At 72.3% G+C, this 19,605-nt stretch carries 10 protein-coding genes; 7 read left to right on the top strand and 3 right to left on the bottom strand.

From position 1 onward, the window contains the following. Positions 1-584 precede the first annotated feature (584 nt). The 3 genes from AC3ETA_RS05135 to moeZ all read left to right on the top strand — a co-directional run bounded on the left by AC3ETA_RS05135 (position 585) and on the right by moeZ (position 3,613). On the top strand, positions 585-1,604 hold the full coding sequence (locus AC3ETA_RS05135; RefSeq protein WP_093747213.1) for an SDR family oxidoreductase: 1,020 nt from the start codon (positions 585-587) through the stop codon (positions 1,602-1,604). Further along, positions 1,592-2,371, top strand: coding sequence for a spherulation-specific family 4 protein (locus tag AC3ETA_RS05130; protein WP_432191595.1), 780 nt, complete (start codon positions 1,592-1,594; stop codon positions 2,369-2,371). Before AC3ETA_RS05135 ends, AC3ETA_RS05130 begins: the two co-directional genes overlap by 13 nt. Positions 2,372-2,434: 63 nt before the next feature. After that, positions 2,435-3,613 carry an adenylyltransferase/sulfurtransferase MoeZ gene (moeZ, locus tag AC3ETA_RS05125; RefSeq protein WP_107903077.1) on the top strand — a complete coding sequence of 393 codons (1,179 nt, stop codon included), beginning with the start codon at positions 2,435-2,437 and terminating at the stop codon, positions 3,611-3,613. An 83-nt stretch (positions 3,614-3,696) separates the two neighbouring features. Here the strand turns inward: moeZ and AC3ETA_RS05120 are convergent, their stop codons facing one another. The 3 genes from AC3ETA_RS05120 to AC3ETA_RS05110 all read right to left on the bottom strand — a co-directional run bounded on the left by AC3ETA_RS05120 (position 3,697) and on the right by AC3ETA_RS05110 (position 10,004). Then, a complete protein-coding gene (locus AC3ETA_RS05120; protein WP_432191594.1) occupies positions 3,697-5,247 on the bottom strand; it encodes an alpha/beta hydrolase in 1,551 nt (516 codons plus the stop codon). A 188-nt stretch (positions 5,248-5,435) separates the two neighbouring features. After that, positions 5,436-6,986: an alpha/beta fold hydrolase gene (locus tag AC3ETA_RS05115; RefSeq protein ID WP_432191593.1), complete on the bottom strand. Its 1,551-nt coding sequence runs from the start codon at positions 6,984-6,986 to the stop codon at positions 5,436-5,438. Positions 6,987-7,181: 195 nt separating this feature from the next. Beyond that, positions 7,182-10,004, bottom strand: a complete 2,823-nt coding sequence (locus AC3ETA_RS05110) for a lysylphosphatidylglycerol synthase transmembrane domain-containing protein (RefSeq protein ID WP_432191592.1) — start codon at positions 10,002-10,004, stop codon at positions 7,182-7,184. A gap of 186 nt (positions 10,005-10,190) precedes the next feature. On the opposite strand from AC3ETA_RS05110, the gene AC3ETA_RS05105 reads away from it, so the two are divergent. From AC3ETA_RS05105 to AC3ETA_RS05090, 4 genes are all read left to right on the top strand, one after another. After that, positions 10,191-10,619 (top strand): MGMT family protein, encoded by a 429-nt coding sequence (locus tag AC3ETA_RS05105; protein WP_432191591.1) that lies wholly within the window; start codon positions 10,191-10,193, stop codon positions 10,617-10,619. A gap of 311 nt (positions 10,620-10,930) precedes the next feature. Next, complete coding sequence (locus AC3ETA_RS05100; RefSeq protein WP_432191590.1) at positions 10,931-14,506, top strand: ATP-dependent helicase; 3,576 nt, start codon at positions 10,931-10,933, stop codon at positions 14,504-14,506. Positions 14,507-14,620: 114 nt separating this feature from the next. After that, positions 14,621-18,100 carry an ATP-dependent helicase gene (locus AC3ETA_RS05095; protein WP_432191589.1) on the top strand — a complete coding sequence of 1,160 codons (3,480 nt, stop codon included), beginning with the start codon at positions 14,621-14,623 and terminating at the stop codon, positions 18,098-18,100. A 10-nt stretch (positions 18,101-18,110) separates the two neighbouring features. Further along, on the top strand, positions 18,111-19,514 hold the full coding sequence (locus tag AC3ETA_RS05090) for a dipeptidase (RefSeq protein ID WP_432191588.1): 1,404 nt from the start codon (positions 18,111-18,113) through the stop codon (positions 19,512-19,514). The last annotated feature ends 91 nt before the right edge of the window (positions 19,515-19,605 follow it).

Below are 19,605 nucleotides of genomic sequence, written 5' to 3'. Positions count from 1 at the left end.
CGCACCCGTGTACGGCGGGAAGCCGAAACGCCGGGGAGTGTCCCCCCACGGCGGCCCGCCCCCGCACCGCCGCACGTCCGGCGGCCCCGATCCGCCATGGGCCCCGGCTCGTCCACCCTCGGCGCGGCCCGATCCGCCATGGGCCCCGGCTCGTCCACCCTCGGCGCGGCCCGATCCGCCATGGGCCCCGGCTCGTCCACCCTCGGCGCGGCCCGATCCGCCATGGGCCCCGGCTCGTCCATCCCCGGCGCGGCCCGACCCGCTACCGGCCCCGGCACGGACGCCCCCGGCGCGGCCCGACCCGCTCGGCGCGTTCGGCGGCCCCGAGGCGGTATCGGACCGAACTCGGACACTCCTGGCGCAGCTCGACCCACCACCGGACCGAGTACGAACACCACCGGCGCGGCCCCAATCGCCCGGCACCCCCGCAGGCCACGACACGCATACCCCCACCGATCCGCGCGTGTCACCGCCGGCACAGCCCCCCACGGAACCGCTGTAACCCTCCTGCCCGAAGTCCTCGAAGGAGACCCCCAAATGATCACCTCCCGATCCGACCTCCCCTCGGCCCCGGGAGCCGCGCGATGAGAGTTCTGCTGATCGGAGCCAACGGCTATCTGGGCCGCTTCGTGGCCGACCGCCTCCTCGCCGACCCCGCGGTTCAACTCACCGCGCTGGGCCGCGGCGACGACGCCGACGTCCGTTTCGACCTCGCGTCCGGCAGCCCCGGCGCCCTCACCCGCTTCCTTGACGCGGTCCACCCCGGCGTCGTCATCAACTGCGCCGGTGCCACGAGGGGCGGTGCCCGCGAGCTCACCCGCCACAACACCGTCGCCGTCGCCACCGTCTGCGAGGCCCTGCGCCGCAGCGGCTGCGGCGCCCGCCTCGTCCAGATCGGCTGCGGCGCCGAGTACGGCCCGAGCCAGCCCGGCTCCTCCACGGCCGAGGACGCCGTCCCCCGCCCCGGCGGCCCGTACGGCGTCAGCAAACTCGCCGCCACCGAACTGGTCCTGGGCTCCGGCCTGGACGCCGTCGTCCTGCGCGTCTTCTCACCCGCGGGCCCCGGCACCCCCGCCGGTTCCCCCCTCGGCCGCCTCGCCGAGGCCATGCGCCGCGCGATGCAGTCGGGCGACGGCGAGCTCAAACTCACCGGCCTCGGCGCCCAACGCGACTTCGTCGACGTCCGCGACGTGGCCCGCGCCGTGCACGCCGCCTCGCTCTCCGCCGCGCAGGGCGTCATCAACATCGGCTCCGGCCGTGCCGTCCGGCTGCGCGACGCCGCCGCGATCCTCGCCCGCGTGGCCGGCTACGGCGGTGCCCTCCACGAACTCGACGGCCCGCCCGGCCCGTTGCGTCCGACCATCGGCCACCCGCGGTCCGACCCGGACCATGCGACCCATGCGGCCCACGCGTCCGCGCACAGCGCACACGCGGTCCACTCGACGCACGCGGCCCACGCCGCCCCCGTCGCCTACCCGGACGGCTGCGGCAGCTGGCAGCAGGCCGACGTACGCACCGCACGCGACCGGCTCGGCTGGCGCCCCCGGATCAACCTCGAAGAGTCCCTGGGCGACATCTGGATGGAGGCGGCATGCCGTATCTGACCCGCATGAAACGGACCACGCCGAGCACCGGTCTGCGTACCGGTCTCGGCGTGCCGGGCTATGCCCACCCCCTCCTCGCCCCCACCGAATGGACCGAACTCGCCCGCCCCGGCACCCCCTTGGACTGGGTCGTCCTCAACGTCGCCGACGGCCCCGGCGCCCGCCCCGACCCGCACTGCCTCGAAGCCGCCGGCCGGCTCCGCAACGCGGGGATCCGTGTCCTCGGCAACCTCGACACCGCCCACCTCGACCGGATCCACCTCGGCACCACCCACGGCGCCCGCGTCTTCGGCGAAGTGATCTCCAAGGCGCACCGCTACCTGGACTGGTACCGCGTCGACGGCTTCCTGCTGGACCGCTGCCCGACCGACGGCACCGCACTGCCCGAGGTCCTGCGCACCATCACCACCCTGCGCGCGCTGCGTGACAAGGCCCACATAGTCCTGGGTCACGGCACCCACCCCCACCCCGGCTACGCCGAGTGCGCCGACCAGCTCGTCACCTTCTCCGGCCCGTGGCGCGACTACCGCTGGTCGCAGGTCGCGGAGTGGACGGCGGACTATCCCCCCGACCATTTCTGCCATTTCGTCCACGGAGTGCCCCTCGGCCACCTCGACGAGGCACTGCGCATCGCACGCTGGCAGGGGGCGGCGACGATCTGGTTCACCGACCACACGGACCGCGGCGGGCGCACCGACCCCTGGGAGACCATGCCCGGCTACTGGGACGAAATCGTCTCGCGGATCGGAACAGGTGTCTCGGAATGAAAAAGGCCATGGCACTGTTACCAGGAGAACAATCGTAGTGATCGACCGACCAACGGAGTCCCCGTGTCGCTGCCACCCCTGGTCGAGCCGGCCCCCGAGCTCACCGTAGACGAGGTTCGCAGGTACTCCCGCCACCTGATCATCCCCGATGTCGGGATGGACGGGCAGAAGCGGCTCAAGAACGCCAAGGTGCTCTGTGTGGGCGCCGGCGGTCTGGGCTCGCCGGCGCTGATGTACCTGGCCGCCGCGGGCGTCGGCACGCTCGGCATCGTGGAGTTCGACGAGGTCGACGAGTCGAACCTCCAGCGCCAGATCATCCACAGCCAGTCCGACATCGGCCGCTCCAAGGCCGAGTCCGCCCGCGACAGCGTCAAGGGCATCAACCCGTACGTGAACGTGATCCTCCACGAAGAGCGGCTCGAAGCCGACAACGTGATGGACATCTTCAGCCAGTACGACCTGATCGTCGACGGCACGGACAACTTCGCGACCCGTTACCTGGTCAACGACGCCTGCGTGCTGCTGAACAAGCCGTACGTATGGGGCTCGATCTACCGCTTCGACGGCCAGGCCTCGGTCTTCTGGTCCGAGCACGGCCCCTGCTACCGCTGCCTGTACCCGGAGCCCCCGCCGCCGGGCATGGTCCCCTCCTGCGCCGAGGGCGGCGTGCTGGGCGTGCTGTGCGCGTCCATCGGCTCCATCCAGGTCAACGAGGCCATCAAGCTGCTCGCGGGCATCGGTGAGCCGCTGGTCGGCCGCCTGATGATCTACGACGCCCTGGAGATGCAGTACCGCCAGGTCAAGGTCCGCAAGGACCCGAACTGCGCCGTCTGCGGCGAGAACCCGACCGTCACCGAGCTCATCGACTACGAGGCCTTCTGCGGCGTCGTCTCCGAGGAGGCCCAGGAGGCCGCCGCCGGCTCGACGATCACTCCGAAGCAGCTCAAGGAGTGGATCGACGACGGCGAGAACATCGACATCATCGACGTCCGCGAGATCAACGAGTACGAGATCGTCTCGATCCCCGGCGCCCGACTGATCCCGAAGAACGAGTTCCTCATGGGCACCGCCCTGGAGAGCCTCCCGCAGGACAAGAAGATCGTCTTGCACTGCAAGACGGGTGTCCGCAGTGCGGAAGTCCTCGCGGTCCTGAAGTCCGCGGGCTTCGCCGACGCCGTCCACGTGGGCGGCGGCGTGATCGGCTGGGTCAACCAGATCGAGCCGGACAAGCCGGTCTACTGAGCGGACGGCCTCGCTCATAGGGCGAGCCCTGCTCCAGCGGCGGGGGCTTCGCGCACCATGGGTGCTCGAAGCCCCCGCCGTCGTCATGAGCAGACCTTGCCGTCCTTCGGCACCGTCCCCTGGAGCAGATACGCGTTCACCGTCGAGTCGACGCAGTTGCTGCCCTTGCCGTACGCGGAGTGGCCCTCGCCCTTCCAGGTGAGCGTCACACCGACGCCCTCGCCGAGTTCGTCGGCCATCCTGCGGGTGCCCTCGTAGGGCGTCGCCGGGTCGCCCGTGTTGCCGACCAGCAGGATCGGAGCCGCACCCGGGGCGCTGACCTCCGGGGTGTCGTACTGCCCGGCCACCGGCCAGTCGTGGCACCAGCCGCCCGTGTCCCAGCCGAGCATGGGACCGAACACCGGCGAGACCTTCTCGAACCGAGGCAGCAGCTTCTTCGTCTCCTCGAGCGTCGGCCGCTGCTTGTCGTCCAGGCACGATATGACCCGTTGCGAGTGGGTCCCCGTGCCGTAGTGCCCCGACGCGTCGCGGTCGTTGTAGTCGTCGCCGAGCGCCAGCAGTTCCGAGCCGTCGCCCCGCTCGGCCGCCTTCAGGGCGCTGGTCAGGGTCGGCCAGCTCGCCTCGCTGTACAGCGGCCTGATGATGCCGGTGAGTGCGAGCGACTCCGTGAGCTTGCGGTCGGAGGACGTCGGCATCGGGTCGGCGTCGATCCGCTTCAGCAGGTCCACGATCTTCTGGGTGCCGGCCTCGGCGCCCTGGCCGGTGGACTTCAGGTAGTTGTTCAGCGCGCGCTGGAAGCCCCTGGCCTGGTTCTCGGTGTGCCCCTCCGAGTCCGCACTGGGGTCGACGACGGCGTCCAGGATCATCCGCCCGACGGTGGAGGGGAACAAGTGGGCGTAGACGCCGCCCAGTTCGGTGCCGTAGGAGATGCCGAAGTAGTGCATCTTCCTGTCGCCGAGGACCTGACGGATCAGGTCCATGTCGCGGGCGGTGTCGGTGGTCGACACATGTGCCATCAGCTGCCCCTCGGCCTTCTGACAGCCCTTGCCGAAGGCGGCGGCGTCCTGGAAGTAAGCGGTCTCCTCGGCCGGGGTGTCCGGTGTGATGTCCACCGATTCGGAGGCCTGGATCTCCTTGTCGCTGCGGCAGCGCACGCCCTCGCTGGCGCCGACCCCGCGCGGGTCGAAGCTCACCAGGTCGTACCGCTCGCCCAGTTCGGAGGCGTTGGTGGCGTACCACGGCATCGTGGAGATCCCCGAGCTGCCGGGGCCGCCGAAGTTGAACAGGAGCGAACCGATGCGGTCGTCGCCCGTGGCCTTGGTGCGGATCAGCGCGAGGTCGATCATCCTGCCCTCCGGCTTCGCCCAGTCCAGCGGTGTTTTGAGCGTCGCGCACCGCCACTCGTCGCCGGGCGCGGGGGAGTCCCCGGTCGCCTTGCAGTCGCCCCAGTCGAGCTTCTGTGAGGTCAGGGAGGACGGCAACGCGGTTGCGGACGAGCCGGTGGAGGGCGCCGATGCATCCGCGTCGCTCGTCCTGTCACCGGTCTGCGCGCCGTCGGACGAGCTGCCGCTGCACCCCGTCGCCAAGAGCGCGGAGGCGGCTGCCACGGCCGCCCACCGTACGAAACGCGTCATGTCGCTTCCCCCCTCGCAGGCCGTCCGCGTTGTGCCGCGGATGGCGGTCAGGCCATAGTAGGCGGATCACGATCTGGCCGTCGCAGCCTGTGGATAACTCTTTGACCTGCGGATTCGTGAGAGTTGCGGCTCGCCGTCGTCCGGGTTGGGGCTTGCTGTCGTACAGGTCGGGGCTCGGCGGGCCGGTCTCAGGAACACACCGTGCCGGCCTTCGGGACCCTCCCGTCCAGCAGATAGCCGTTCACCGCGTCCTGCACGCACTTGTTCTTGCTGTCGTAGGCGCCGTGTCCCTGCCCCCGGTACGTCAGCTCGACACCGACGCCCTTGCCGAGGGCCTGGGCCATCTTCTGCGCGCCCTCGTAGGGCGTTGCCGGGTCGCCCGTGTTGCCCACGACGAGGATAGGCGCCGAACCGGGCGCGCTGACGTCGGGATGCTCGGCTGCGCCTTCCACAGCCCAGTCGGTGCAGCTGAGCATGGACCAGGCGAGGGAGTCGCCGAACAGGTTCGAGGCGGACCGGAACTCTGGCAGCTTCCTCTCCACGTACTCGGGGGTGTACCGGGGTTTGTCGTCGGCGCAGTTGATCGAGATGTTGGCGGCGGTGATGTTGCTGTACTCGCCGTTGTCGCTGCGCCCGTTCAGCGAGTCGGACAGCAGCATCAGGGTCATGCCGTTGCCGTCGTACGCCTCCTCGAGCCCCTGGGTGAGATAGGGCCAGAAGTCCTTCGAGTACAGCGCCTGCAGGATGCCGTTGGTCGCGGCGGACTGGGTCAGCTGGCGCGGGAAGATCCCCTCGATCGGCTCGCTGTCGAGGTCCTTCAGCAGCTTCGCGATGCGGTCCTTCACATCCTGGGCGGTGTCCCCGATCGGGCAGTCCTCGACCTGGGAGGTGCAGTCCGCGGCGAAGTTGTCGAGCGCGAGCTGGAATCCCTCGGCCTGTCCGAGCGACCCCTGCTCGGCGTTCTGCGTCGGGTCGACCACCGCGTCGAAGACCGCGCGGCCCACCTTCTCGGGGAACAGGTGGGCGTAGACGCCGCCGAGTTCGGTGCCGTAGGAGATGCCGAAGTAGTGCAGTTTGTCGTCGCCGAGGACCTGGCGCATCAGGTCCATGTCGCGCGCCGCGTCGGTGGTGGCCACGTGCGGCAGCATCTCCCCGGAGTTCTTCTCGCAGGCCGCGTTGAAATTCTTGGTGCTGTCCACCAGTTCGGTCCGCTCGGCGGCGTTGTCCGGTGTGGCGTCCTGCTGGAAGTAGGCGTCGAGCTGCTGGTCGTCCTCGCACAGCACCGGCGCGCTGCGGCCGACCCCGCGCGGGTCGAAGCTCACCAGGTCGTAGCGGGTGCGCAGCTTCTCGTACAGGTCGCCGAAGGCGGGCAGCGTGGTGACTCCGGAGCCGCCGGGGCCGCCGAAGTTGAAGATCAGCGAGCCGATGCGCCGGTTCTCCGCGCCGCTGGCCTTCACCCGGATCAGGTCGATGCCGATCGTGTCGCCCTCGGGCTCGTCCCAGTCGCGGGGCGCCTTCATCGTGGCGCACTCCCAGGTGCCGTCGCCCGGCAGCGGGGACGGGCTGCCTCCGCCGCCCTGTGCCTGGTCGGGGGCCGGGCAGGCCTTCCAGTTCAGCTCCTGAGCCGTCAGGTCCTCGTCGTTCCCGGAATCGTCGTCGCTGCAACCGGCCAGCAGGGAGGAGAGCAGCAGAGCGGTGGCGGTCAGAGCAGCGGCGCGCATCCGGGGAGGCTTCGGCATGGTCCCATCCTGAGGTCGTACGTGGTGGGGCGCTCGGGGCACGGGCCGTACGAGGTACGGCGGCGCCTCACCTTCCGAACTTTCACCAACGTACGGCGCCCGGGTCCTCGTACGGCAAGCCCCCAGGGCGTCTCCCGCTGCCGCTGCCGCTGCCGCTGCCCGGCCTGCGCGGACCCGTCCGCGCGCCCCCTCGCGCTACAGCGCGCCCTTGCTGCTCAGGTGGTTGAAGGCCAGCCAGCCCGGCAGGACCGGCAGCCACAGGGTCAGCAGACGGAACAGCAGCACCGCGGGTGCGGCGACCTCGCTGGGCAGGCCCACGGCGATGAGACCGACGGTCAGGGTCGCCTCCACCGCGCCCACACCGCCCGGGGTCGGGGCGGCCGAGCCGAGCGCGTTGCCCGCGAGGAAGACGACCGCGACGCTGGCGATGCTGAGCGAGGTGCCGTCGCTGCCGAACGCCCGGATCGACGCGTCCAGGCACATCACGAAGCAGGCCGTCAGCAGCAGCATGCCGCCGATGCCGGTGACCAGCTTCTGCGGCCGCTGGAGCACGTCGAGCATGCGCGGCACGACGCCCGCGAACAGCGACCTCACGCGCGTGACGACGAACTTCCGCAGGAACGGCACCGAGGTGACCACGAGCACCAGCACCGCCACCGTCAGCAGACCCGCGATGACGGTCCGGGACGGCGACAGCGACGGCGTCTTCTCGGTGCCGGTCAGATAGCCGAAGGCAAGCAGCATCAGGATGTGGCAGCCGAGCCCGAACAACTGCGAGGCGCCGACACTCGCCACCGCGAGCCCCGGCCGCACTCCCGCGCGCTGGAGGAAGCGCGTGTTCAGGGCGACGCCACCCACCGCGGCCGGCGCGACGATCTTCACGAACGACCCGGCGACCTGCGCCGCCACGGTCCGCCGGAACGGCACCCGCTCGGGCACGAACCCCAGCAGCGCCATGGCCGCCGCGAAGTAGCTGGCCGCCGAGAACAGCACGGCCGCGGCCACCCAGCCCCACTGCGCGTTGGCCACGAGCGGGCCGAACTCGATGTGCGTGAGCTGCGTCAGCAGGAAGTACGCGCCGATGGCACCGGCGATGACGCTGATCAGCGTGCGCGGGCGCACCCGCTCCAGGCGGGCCGGCTCGACCGGCGCCTGCGGCCTGATGCGCAGCACCTCGTGCCGGATCTGCGTGAGGAGATCCTCCTCGCGCGCCTCCTCCACCGCGTCGTCGATGGCCCGCTTCTCGGCCCGCGCCTGCGCCCGCACGGTCTTCTTGTCCGGCTTGTCGAACTTCGCGTCCGGCTTGTCGAGTACGGCCCCGCTGTCGCCCGCGGCCTCCTCGCTACGGACGTGCTTGGCCTGCCGGGACGCTTCCAGCACTGCCTCGCGCTCGCGCTGGGCGCGCTCGCGGGCGAGCCGGCGCAGCGTCGCGCGCGTGGAGCGGCTCAGCGCGATGGGCTGGAGCATCGGCAGGCAGTCGGCCACGGCGTCGGGGCCGAGCACGCTCACCGCCGAGGACACCGCGCGCTCGGCGCCGACGCGCAGGCCGAGCGTGACCAGCAGCTGGGAGATGTCCATCCGCAGCAGCAGAGTGTTGGCCGCGATCTCACCGATCCGCAGATCTGTGATGATCACTTTGCCGGAACGATCCACCAGAATCGCGTCGCCGACGAGCCTGCGATGCGCGATCCGCCGCGACTGCAACGCCTTGACCTGACGCCAGGTGCCGTGCAGCAGGCTGTCGGTGATCTCCTCGTCCGGCAGCGAGTCCAGGGTGTGCCCGCCGGTGTGCTCGTAGACCAGCATCACGGCGTCCGGGCCGAGCTCGGAGGTGGCGATCAACTTGGGTGCGTTCGCGCCGGCCGCGATGGCCGCGTAGGCGAGCAGGGCCTCCTGCTCCAGGGCCTGGCGCAGCGACTGGAGGCTGCTGCGGGTGGCGAAGCCGCGCAGCGTCAGATTGCGCCACGCGCGATAGAAGAAGCCCTGGGCCTGCTGCTCCCGGTCGACGACCGTCACGTCCAGCGGCGGGCCGTCCTCCAGGGTGACGAAGTAGCGCCGCCCGCGGTCGCCGGTCTCCTGGGAGTCGGAGATCTCCTCGCGGGCCGCGCTCACCGGGCGGAAGCCGACATGCCTGAGGCCCGCCATCAGCGTCCGGCCGGTGGGGCGGACGTTGGGCGAGCCGACCGCGTACAGCGTGCCGTAGGCGACGGTCCAGCCGATCAGCAGCGTCAGCAGGATCGAGAACGGCGTGGTGTAGCCGGTGACCAGCATGGAGAAGGCGTACAGGACCAGGACCGCCCACAGTACCGCACGCCAGCGGGGTCTGCGGGACATGCCCACGGCCGTCATGTACGCGATGACCGGGGCGAGATAACCGTGCACCGGGTCGGTGAGGGAGCCGACGTCGCCGGGCGAGGGCTGGGTGAGGGCGTCCCGGATGGAGTCCGGGGCGGCGCGCGCGACCCACAGATCGGTGGCGAGTGTCACACCGTGGGCGAGGACCGCGGCGAGGACGCCGTCGGCGATGCGCAGGCCGTCCCGCTTGATCAGCCGCTCGATCGCGAAGGCGACCGGGACCAGCAGGATCGCGATGCTGGAGACCAGCCCGGCCATCTTGCTGAAGACGTCGGGCGCCTGTCCGGTGCCCTTGTTGATGTCCTGTTCGAGTCCCGAGGTCGTGCCGTGTGCGAACGCCGCGATCGCGAGGAGCAAAGCGATGCCGAGCACGCCCAACAGGAGCCGCATCAGGTCCGACGGACGGTGCACGCGCGCGGGGAGCAGCGGTTCGTCGCCCTCGACCTCGTCGGCGTGCACCTCGTCGAGTTCCGGGCCGTGGGCGGCCTTCCCCTCGACGGCCTTGCGGCCGGCGCCGCTCGGGTCGGTGCCCTTGCCTGCCTCGTGCTTCTTGTCGTCGTCGCTGTCGGCGGTGTCCTTCTTGCCGGCGTTCGGGGTGCCAGGGCGCGACGAAGCGTCAGAGGTGCTCTCCGCATCCTCCGGGTGCACACCCTGCTGCTTCATCGTCTCTTCTTGGTCTCGTATCACCAGTCACCGCCCGCACGATGGTGGCATGCCCCACCGACACACGGGGGCATCAGGGTGCAAATGCGGGGGCGCACAGTCTGCCCGAAGCGCCGCCGCAGGGCGAGGGATACGCACAGTGGCGAGCGAGTCACATTGTCGGTGCCGTGGGGCAGGATGGGGCGGATGAGCGAGGAGAGCCTTCCCGACGACGCCCGCCCGGCCCAAGGCGACGCCCGTCCGGAGTACACCGGTGCCGGCCCGGAGCACGCCGGTGAGCTGCCGGAGTACGCCGAGCGGGTCCTTGAGGTCAGCGAGCTGATCCCGCCGGGGCGCGTCATGACGTACGGAGACGTCGCCGAATGGCTGGAAGAGGGCGGCCCCCGGCAGGTCGGCCGGGTGATGGCCCTCTACGGAGGAGCCGTGCCGTGGTGGCGCGTGGTCCGCTCGGACGGCGTCCTGCTGCCCGGCCACGAGCTCAGAGCCCTGGAGCAGTACCGCGCGGAGGGCACGCCGCTCAAGGAGGCGAGCAGAGCCGCCGAGGGCCACCTGCCGCGCCTGGACATGAAGCGGGCGCGGTGGGACGGCGGCGAACGCGCACAGGGTCACACCTGACAGCTTCCGACATCGCGGCGCCCGCCGTGTGACCCGTGATCCGTAAGGGGGAAACAGGGCACGCCCGTGACATGACGTACGTTCGTGAGGCGAGGGACGCACGTGAGGCGAGAGGCCCGAGGGATGAATCGGAAGCCCTGCTTCCGCACCATCCCGCGGCGTAGCGTCGGCTGCGCGTGTCCCCCTCACCCCGCGGCCACCGCCCTGCACACGCGCGGGGCGGCCCACCCGGCACCCGACCACCAGCCCCCGACGACGGCGCTTCGCGCCGCCAGTGACAACCTGCACTCCCACCAGGACCGGCGAACCACGTGAGCTCCTCTTTCTCCACCAGGCGCCTGTCGCACCCCCAGGTGCGACAGGGGACCCGTGGCGCTTACCGGCTGGTACGTACCCCTGCGGTCCGCGTGGCTCCCCCTCGTCTTGACGCCGCTCAGCGCGCCGTGGTTGACCGTGGCACCGGCCCGATGCTCGTCCTCGCAGGTCCGGGCACCGGCAAGACCACCACGCTCGTCGAGTCCGTGGCGGCACGCATCGCCCGTGGCGGGGACCCCGAACGCATCCTGGTGTTGACGTTCAGCCGCAAGGCCGCCGTCGAACTGCGCGACCGCATGGCGCTGCGCATAGGGGCGGCCGGCGCACCGCAGGCGACCACCTTCCACTCGTTCTGCTACGCCCTCGTCCGCGCCCACCAGGACAGCGACCTGTTCACCGAGCCACTGCGGCTGCTGTCCGGCCCCGAGCAGGACGTGACCGTACGCGGGCTGCTCGCGGGCCAGCCGGACCTGGAGCGGCTCGGACTCGCCCATGTGCGCTGGCCGGACGACCTGCGCGCCTGCCTGACCACCCGTGGCTTCGCCGACGAGGTCCGCGCGGTCCTCGCCCGCAGCCGCGAGCTGGGCCTCGCGCCCGACGCCCTGGACGCCTTCGCCCGCCGCATCGGCCGCCCCGACTGGCGCGCCGCGGCCGCCTTCCTCGCCGAGTACCTCGACGTGCTCGACCTGCAGGGCGTGCTCGACTACGCCGAACTGGTCCACCGCGCGGTCCTCCTCGCCCGCCGCCCCGAGAACTCGGCACGACTGGCCGCGCAGTACGACGCCGTGTACGTCGACGAGTACCAGGACACCGATCCGGCGCAGGTACGGCTGCTGCACGCGCTCGCCGGGGACGGCCGCACCCTGGTCGCGTTCGGCGACCCCGACCAGTCGATCTACACGTTCCGCGGCGCCGACGTGAACGGCATCCTGGACTTCCCGCACGCCTTCCCGCGCGCGGACGGCCGCCCCGCGCCGGTCGAGGTCCTGCGCACCTCCCGCCGCTCCGGCGCCGGCCTGCTGGCCGCGACCCGGCTGCTGACCCAGCGCATGCCGCTGACCCGCCTCCCGGCGGAGAAAGTGCGCGCGCACCGCGAACTCACCCCGGTCCGCGAGGGCGGCCGCGTCGAGGTCTTCACCTACCCGACGCCCGGCACCGAGCTGGACAACATCGCCGACATCCTGCGCCGCGCCCACCTGGAGGACGGCGTGCCATGGGGCGAGATGGCCGTACTGGTGCGTGCGGGTTCGCGCACCATCCCGACGGTGCGCCGGGCGCTCGCCGCAGCCGGGGTGCCCCTGGACATCGACGGCGACGACCTGCCGTTGCGGCACGAGCCCGCGGTGGCGCCGCTGTTGACGGCGTTGCGGGCGGTGGCCACGGCGGAGGCGGCCCCGCGCGGCGATGGCGACGACGATGCTGATGCCGCGACGGATGCGGCCTCCGACGGTGAGGGGGACACCGCCTCTGTGACGCGGGCCGGCGAGGCGGTCGACGCGGGTGGCTCTGTGGCGCGGGCCGGCGAGGGCGGCTCTGTGGCGCGGGCTGGCGAGGTGGTCGGCGCGGGTGGCTCTGTGGCGCGGGCCGGCGAGGTCGTCGACGCGGGCGGATCAGGGGCGCATGCCGACGAGGCGGCGGACACGGGCGGCTCCGCGGCGCAGGCTCCCGAAGAGGCGGCGTCGGACACCTGCTGGCTCGACACCGAGACCGCCCTCACCCTCCTCGCCTCCCCCCTCGCCGGCATGGACGCCGCCGACCTCCGCCGCCTCGGCCGTGCCCTGCGCGAGGAGGAGCGGGCCGCGGGCAACGCCCTGCCGCCGCCCTCGGACGACCTGCTCGCACGGGCGCTGGCCGAGCCGGAGCGGCTGGCGGTGCACGACCCCACGTACGCGCGTGGCGCCCAGCGACTCGGCGCGCTGCTCCGCAAGGCCCGTGAACGCCTCGCGGGCGGCGGTACGGCCGAGGAGGCGCTGTGGGACCTGTGGGAGGGCACCCCGTGGCCCGCCCGACTGGAGCGCACCGCCCGCCGCGGCGGCGCCGCCGGCCGCAACGCCGACCGTGACCTGGACGCCATGTGCGCGCTGTTCGCGACAGCGGCCCGCGCGGAGGAGCGCACCGGCGGCCGCGGTGCCCTGAACTTCCTGGAGGAGATCGACGCCGAGGACATCGCCGCGGACACCCTGACGCGGCGCGCCGTACGCCCCGACGCCGTACGCCTGATGACCGCGCACCGCTCCAAGGGCCTCGAATGGCGCCTGGTCGTCGTCGCGGGCGTCCAGGAGGGCCTGTGGCCGGACCTGCGCCGCCGCGGCTCCCTCCTGGAGGCCGACCGCATCGGCCGCGACGGACTCGCCGAGCCGCTCACCCCGGGGGCGCTGCTCGCGGAGGAGCGCCGCCTGTTCTACGTCGCCGCCACACGCGCGCGTGAACGCCTGGTCGTCACCGCGGTGAAGGGTGCGGTCGACGACGGCGATCAGCCCTCCCGCTTCCTGACCGAACTCGGCGTGGAACCGAGGGACGTCACGGGCCGCCCCCGGCGGCCGCTGGCCGTCGCCGCGCTCGTCGCCGAACTGAGGGCGACGACCGTCGACCCGCGCGCCTCCGACGCCCTCAGGGAGGCCGCCGCGCGCCGGCTGGCCCGGCTGGCGGCACTCGCCGACGAGGACGGCCGCCCCCTGGTCCCCGCCGCCCACCCGTACCGCTGGTGGGGCATGTTCGAGCCGACCGAGTCCAAGGTGCCGCTGCGCAACCGGGACCAGCCCGTCGTGCTCTCGGGCAGCGCCCTCGACCAGCTCGCCAACACCTGCGCCCTGCAGTGGTTCCTGGGCCGCGAGGTGAAGGCCGACGCGCCCGCCACCGCCGCCCAGGGCTTCGGCAACGTCGTGCACGTGCTCGCCGACGAGGTCGCCTCCGGACACACCCCGGCCGACCTCGACGTCCTCATGGAGCGTCTCGACTCCGTGTGGAACGCGCTGGCCTTCGACGCGCCGTGGAAGTCGGCCCAGGAGAAGGGCAACGCGCGCGTGGCGCTCGAACGCTTCCTGGAGTGGCACGTGATGGACCGCGCGGGACGCACCCCGGTGGCGAGCGAGCACGACTTCGACGTGACCCTGGAGGCCGGGGACTTCGAGGTGCGCATCCGCGGCCAGATGGACCGCGTCGAGGCCGACGGCGAAGGACGCGCCTACGTGGTCGACTTCAAGACCGGCAAGCAGGCCCCCAGTGCGGCCGAGGTGGCCCGGCACCCGCAACTCGCCGTCTACCAGCTCGCAGTCCGCGAGGGCGCCGTCGACGACGCCTTCGACGGCGTGCGCCCGGAGCCGGGCGGCGCCGAGCTCGTCCAGCTGCGCCAGGGAGCCGCCAAGCGCGACGGCGGCGAGACCCTGCCCAAGGTGCAGGGACAGCAGCCCCTGGACGGCCCGGAAGGGGAGTGGGTCGGCGACCTGCTGGCCACCGCTGCGGGCAAGGTCCTCGACGAACGGTTCGCACCCAGCACAGGACAACACTGCACACACTGCGTGTTCCGGGCGTCGTGCAGCGCCCGGCCCGAGGGGCGGCACGTAGTGGAGTGAGGCATCGTCAGCATCCGGAGTGACCGATCACACCCCCCGTGCTGACCAGTGCTTCTTCCGGCCCGAGAGGCGGTCCGGCATCCACTGTCAGTGCCCGCCGCTAGCCTTCCTGGAGTGTCCGCCCGTATCACCGATCCCGAGCAGCTCAAGGAGCTCCTCGGCATCCCGTTCACCCCGGAGCAGACGGCCTGCATCACCGCGCCGCCCGCCCCGCAGGTGATCGTGGCCGGAGCCGGGTCGGGCAAGACGACGGTGATGGCGGCCCGCGTGGTGTGGCTGGTCGGCACCGGCCAGGTCGCCCCCGAACAGGTCCTCGGCCTGACCTTCACCAACAAGGCCGCCGGTGAACTCGCCGAGCGCGTCCGCAAGGCACTCGTCAGGGCAGGCGTCACCGACCCGGACGTCATCGACCCCGACAACCCGCCCGGCGAGCCGGTGATCTCCACCTACCACGCCTTCGCCGGCCGCCTGCTGACCGACCACGGCCTGCGCATCGGCCTCGAACCGACCTCCCGGCTGCTCGCCGACGCCACCCGCTACCAGCTCGCCGCGCGCGTGCTGCGTGAGGCCCCCGGACCCTACCCGGCCCTCACCCGCTCCTTCGCCGACCTCGTCAGCGACCTCCTCAACCTCGACGCGGAACTCGCCGAGCACCTCGTACGGCCCGAGAGGCTGCGCGCACACGACGCCGAACTGCTGCTCACCCTCCAGTCCGCCAAGCTCACCAACGCCGACCTGCGCAAGGTCCCCGAAGCGGCGGCGGCACGCCGTGAACTCGCCGACCTCGTGGTCCGCTACCGCGCCGCCAAACGCGAACGCGACCTGCTCGACTTCGGCGACCAGATCGCCCTGTCGGCACAGCTCGCCGCCATCCCCGAAGTGGGCCGCATCCTGCGCGACGAGTTCCGCGTGGTCCTCCTGGACGAGTACCAGGACACCTCCGTCGCCCAACGCGTCCTCCTGGCGGGCCTGTTCGGCGACGGAACCGGCCATCCCGTGACGGCCGTCGGCGACCCCTGCCAGGCGATCTACGGCTGGCGCGGCGCCTCCGTCGCCAACCTCGACGACTTCCCCGAGCACTTCGCCCACGCCGACGGCCGGCCCGCAACCCGCCAGGCTCTCAGCGAGAACCGCCGCAGCGGCGGCCGCCTCCTCGATCTCGCCAACGGCCTCGCGGAGCCCCTGCGCGCCATGCACGCGGGCGTGGAGGCCCTGCGCCCGGCACCCGGCGCCGAACGCGACGGCATCGTCCGCTGCGCCCTGCTGCCCACCCACGCCGAGGAGATCGACTGGATCGCCGACTCCGTCGCCCACCTCGTGAACACCGGCAAGGCACCCGGCGAGATCGCCGTCCTGTGCCGCACGGCGACCGACTTCGCGGAGATCCAGGGCGCGCTCGTCGCCCGCGACGTCCCCGTCGAGGTGGTCGGCCTGTCCGGGCTGCTCCACCTGCCCGAGATCGCCGACCTGGTCGCCGTCTGCGAGGTCCTCCAGGACCCGGGCGCCAACGCCTCCCTGGTCCGCCTGCTCAGCGGCCCCCGCTGGCGCATCGGCCCCCGCGACCTCGCTCTGCTGGGGCGCAGGGCGCGCACGCTCGTGTCACACGCACGCGTGGAGGGCGACGACAACCCCGACCGCCGGCTCGCCGAGGCCGTCGAGGGGGTCGACCCCGCCGAGGTCATCTCGCTCGCGGACGCCCTCGACACATTCCTGGAGACGCCGCTGGACGGCGACGGGGACGACGACGGGCTGCCCTTCTCACCGGACGCGCGCGTGCGGTTCGCCCGCCTCGCCACCGAACTGCGCGACCTGCGCCGCTCCCTGTCCGACCCGCTCATGGACGTCCTGCACCGCGTCCTGGCCGTCACCGGCCTGGAGGTCGAGCTGTCGGCGTCCCCGCACGCGCTGGCCGCCCGCCGCCGCGAGACCCTGTCCAACTTCCTCGACATCGCCGCCTCCTTCGCGGCAGGCGACAACCAGGCGAGTCTGCTCGCCTTCCTCGGCTTCCTGCGCACCGCCGCCCAGTACGAGAAGGGCCTCGACAACGCCCTCCCCGGCGGCGAGAACACCGTCAAGGTCCTCACCGCGCACAGGTCCAAGGGCCTGGAATGGGACGTCGTCGCCGTCCCCGGCCTGGTCACCGGCACCTTCCCCAGCACCCAGGGCCGCGAGAAGTGGACCGCCCAGGCCAAGGTGCTCCCGCACGAACTGCGCGGCGACACCGACACCCTCCCCGACGTCGCCTCCTTTGACTCCCGCGGCCTGAAGGCCTTCCAGGAGGCCATGAAGGACCACCAGCACACCGAGGAGCTCCGCCTCGGCTACGTCACCTTCACCCGCCCCCGCTCCCTGCTCCTCGGCTCCGGCCACTGGTGGGGCCCCACCCAGAAGAAGCCACGCGGCCCCTCCGACTTCCTGCAGGCGCTGTACGACCACTGCACCGCCGGCCACGGCGAGATCGAGGCATGGGCGGACGAACCGGCCGAGGACGAGGAGAACCCGGCCCTGCACTGGGAGATCGCCGACCAGCTGTGGCCCCTGCCCCTCGACACGGCCGCCCTGACCCGCCGCCGCGCGGCCGCCGAGACGGTCCTGGCCCACCTGGAGAACCTGGCGTCCCACGAGGACGGCCACCCCGCCGCGACCCACGACCCAGACGCATACGACGACCCGGACTGGCCCCCGCCACCGGACGACGACGAGGCGTTCGCAGACGACCCGCACGACGAGGAGCCCGAGGACCCCGAGGACTGGGACTCCTGGACCACCGACCGCCCCACCCCTGCCATCCCGCACCAGACGCAACCCGCGGAGCCCGCCGGCCGTCCCCACCCCGCACGGCCGGCCCCCCTCACCCCCGAGGAGGCCCGCACCCTCGCCTCCTGGGACCGTGACCTCGACGCCCTCACCGGCGAGCTCCTACGCGCCCGCACGAGCGTCACGGACGTACCCCTGCCCGCGTCACTGACCGCGTCCCAGCTGCTGCGCCTGGCCGCCGACCCGGACGGGTTCGCGCAGGAACTCGCGCGCCCCATGCCGCGCCCCCCGCAACCCGCCGCACGTCGAGGCACCCGATTCCACGCCTGGGTCGAAGCCCGCTTCGAAGAGCTGATGCTGCCCATGCTGGAGCCGGACGACCTCCCCGGCACCGAGGCCGAGATCGCCGACGAGCACGACCTGGAGTCCCTCAAGGACGCCTTCGAACGCACCGAGTACGCCCACCGCACGCCCTACCGCGTCGAGGCCCCCTTCCAGCTCGCGGTCGCCGGCCGCGTCGTACGGGGCCGCATCGACGCCGTCTACCGGACCGGCGACGGCGAGGAGGCGACGTACGAGATCGTCGACTGGAAGACCAACCGCACCCGCACCGCCGACCCGCTCCAGCTCGCCCTTTACCGGCTCGCCTGGGCCGAGCAGCAGGGCGTACCCCTGGACTCCGTCGACGCCGCGTTCCTGTACGTCCGCACCGGCGAGGTCGTACGCCCGGACGGCCTGCCGGACCGGGCGGCCCTGGAGCGACTGCTTGGCGAAGAGCCCGTCGCCGAGGTGAACTGTGAGGAACCGCCCAACCAGGATGTCGGTGCGGGCCGATAGGCTCGTGACCATGAGCCAGACCCCGGACAGCGCCGTCCGTACGTACATCGAGCAGCACCGTGCCGCCTTCCTCGACGACCTCGCCGAATGGCTGCGCATCCCCTCCGTGTCGGCCCAGCCCGACCACGCGCCCGACGTACGCCGCAGCGCCGACTGGCTCGCCGCCAAACTCAAGGAGACCGGCTTCCCGACCACCGAGGTCTGGCCCACGCCGGGCGCCCCCGCCGTCTTCGCCGAGTGGCCCTCCGACGACCCCGAAGCGCCCACCGTCCTCGTCTACGGCCACCACGACGTGCAGCCCGCCGCCCGCGAGGACGGCTGGGACAGCGAGCCCTTCGAGCCCGTCGTCCGCGAAGGACGCCTCTACGCGCGCGGGGCCGCCGACGACAAGGGCCAGGTGTTCTTCCACACACTCGGCGTCCGCACCCACCTCGCCACCACCGGCCGCACCACCCCCGCCGTCAACCTCAAGCTGCTCATCGAGGGTGAGGAGGAGTCCGGCTCCCCGCACTTCCGCGCCCTCGTCGAGGAGCACGCCCCGCGGCTCGCGGCCGACGCCGTGATCGTGTCCGACACCGGCATGTGGGCCGAGGACACCCCCACCGTGTGCACCGGCATGCGCGGCCTCGCCGAGTGCGAGATCCGGCTGTACGGCCCCGACCAGGACATCCACTCCGGCTCCTTCGGCGGCGCCGTCCCCAACCCGGCGACCGCCGCCGCCCGCCTGGTCGCCGCCCTGCACGACGAGCACGCACGCGTGGCGATCCCCGGCTTCTACGACGGCGTCGTCGAGCTGACCGACCGCGAGCGCGAACTCTTCGCCGAGCTGCCCTTCGACGAAGCGCGCTGGCTGCGCACCGCCAAGTCCCACGCCACCCACGGCGAGGCCGGCCTCACCACCCTGGAGCGCATCTGGGCCCGCCCGACCGCCGAGGTCAACGGCATCGGCGGCGGCTACCAGGGCCCGGGCAGCAAGACCATCATCCCGTCCTCAGCGATGGTGAAGCTCTCCTTCCGGCTGGTCGCCGGACAGGACCCCGAACACATCGAAAAGGCCGTCCGCGCCTGGGCGACCGACCAGGTGCCCGCGGGCATCCGCAGCGAGATCGCCTTCACCGGCGCCACGCGCCCGTGCCTGACGCCACTGGACCACCCGGCCCTCCAGTCCGTCGTACGCGCCATGAGCCGCGCCTTCGAAGGCCCCGTCCGCTTCACCCGCGAAGGCGGCTCCGGACCGGCCGCCGACCTCCAGGACGTCCTCGCCGCACCCGTCCTCTTCCTCGGCATCTCCGTCCCCTCCGACGGCTGGCACGCCCCGAACGAGAAGGTCGAGCTGGACCTGCTCCTCAAAGGCGTCGAGACCACCGCCTACCTGTGGGGCGACCTCGCCGCGCACTGGCGCCATGCACCCTGAGCCACCGGGCCCGTCCGGAGGCGCGTCGCGCGCGGGGCACACTGGAAACGCCGCCCCGCAGCGCCCAGCCCTGCCGAAACCGGTCGCCTCC

The sequence above is a fragment of the Streptomyces sp. bgisy027 genome (assembly GCF_057710365.1).
Note: the sequence above shows the minus strand (reverse complement) of the source record. Positions and strands in the feature narration are given on the sequence as shown.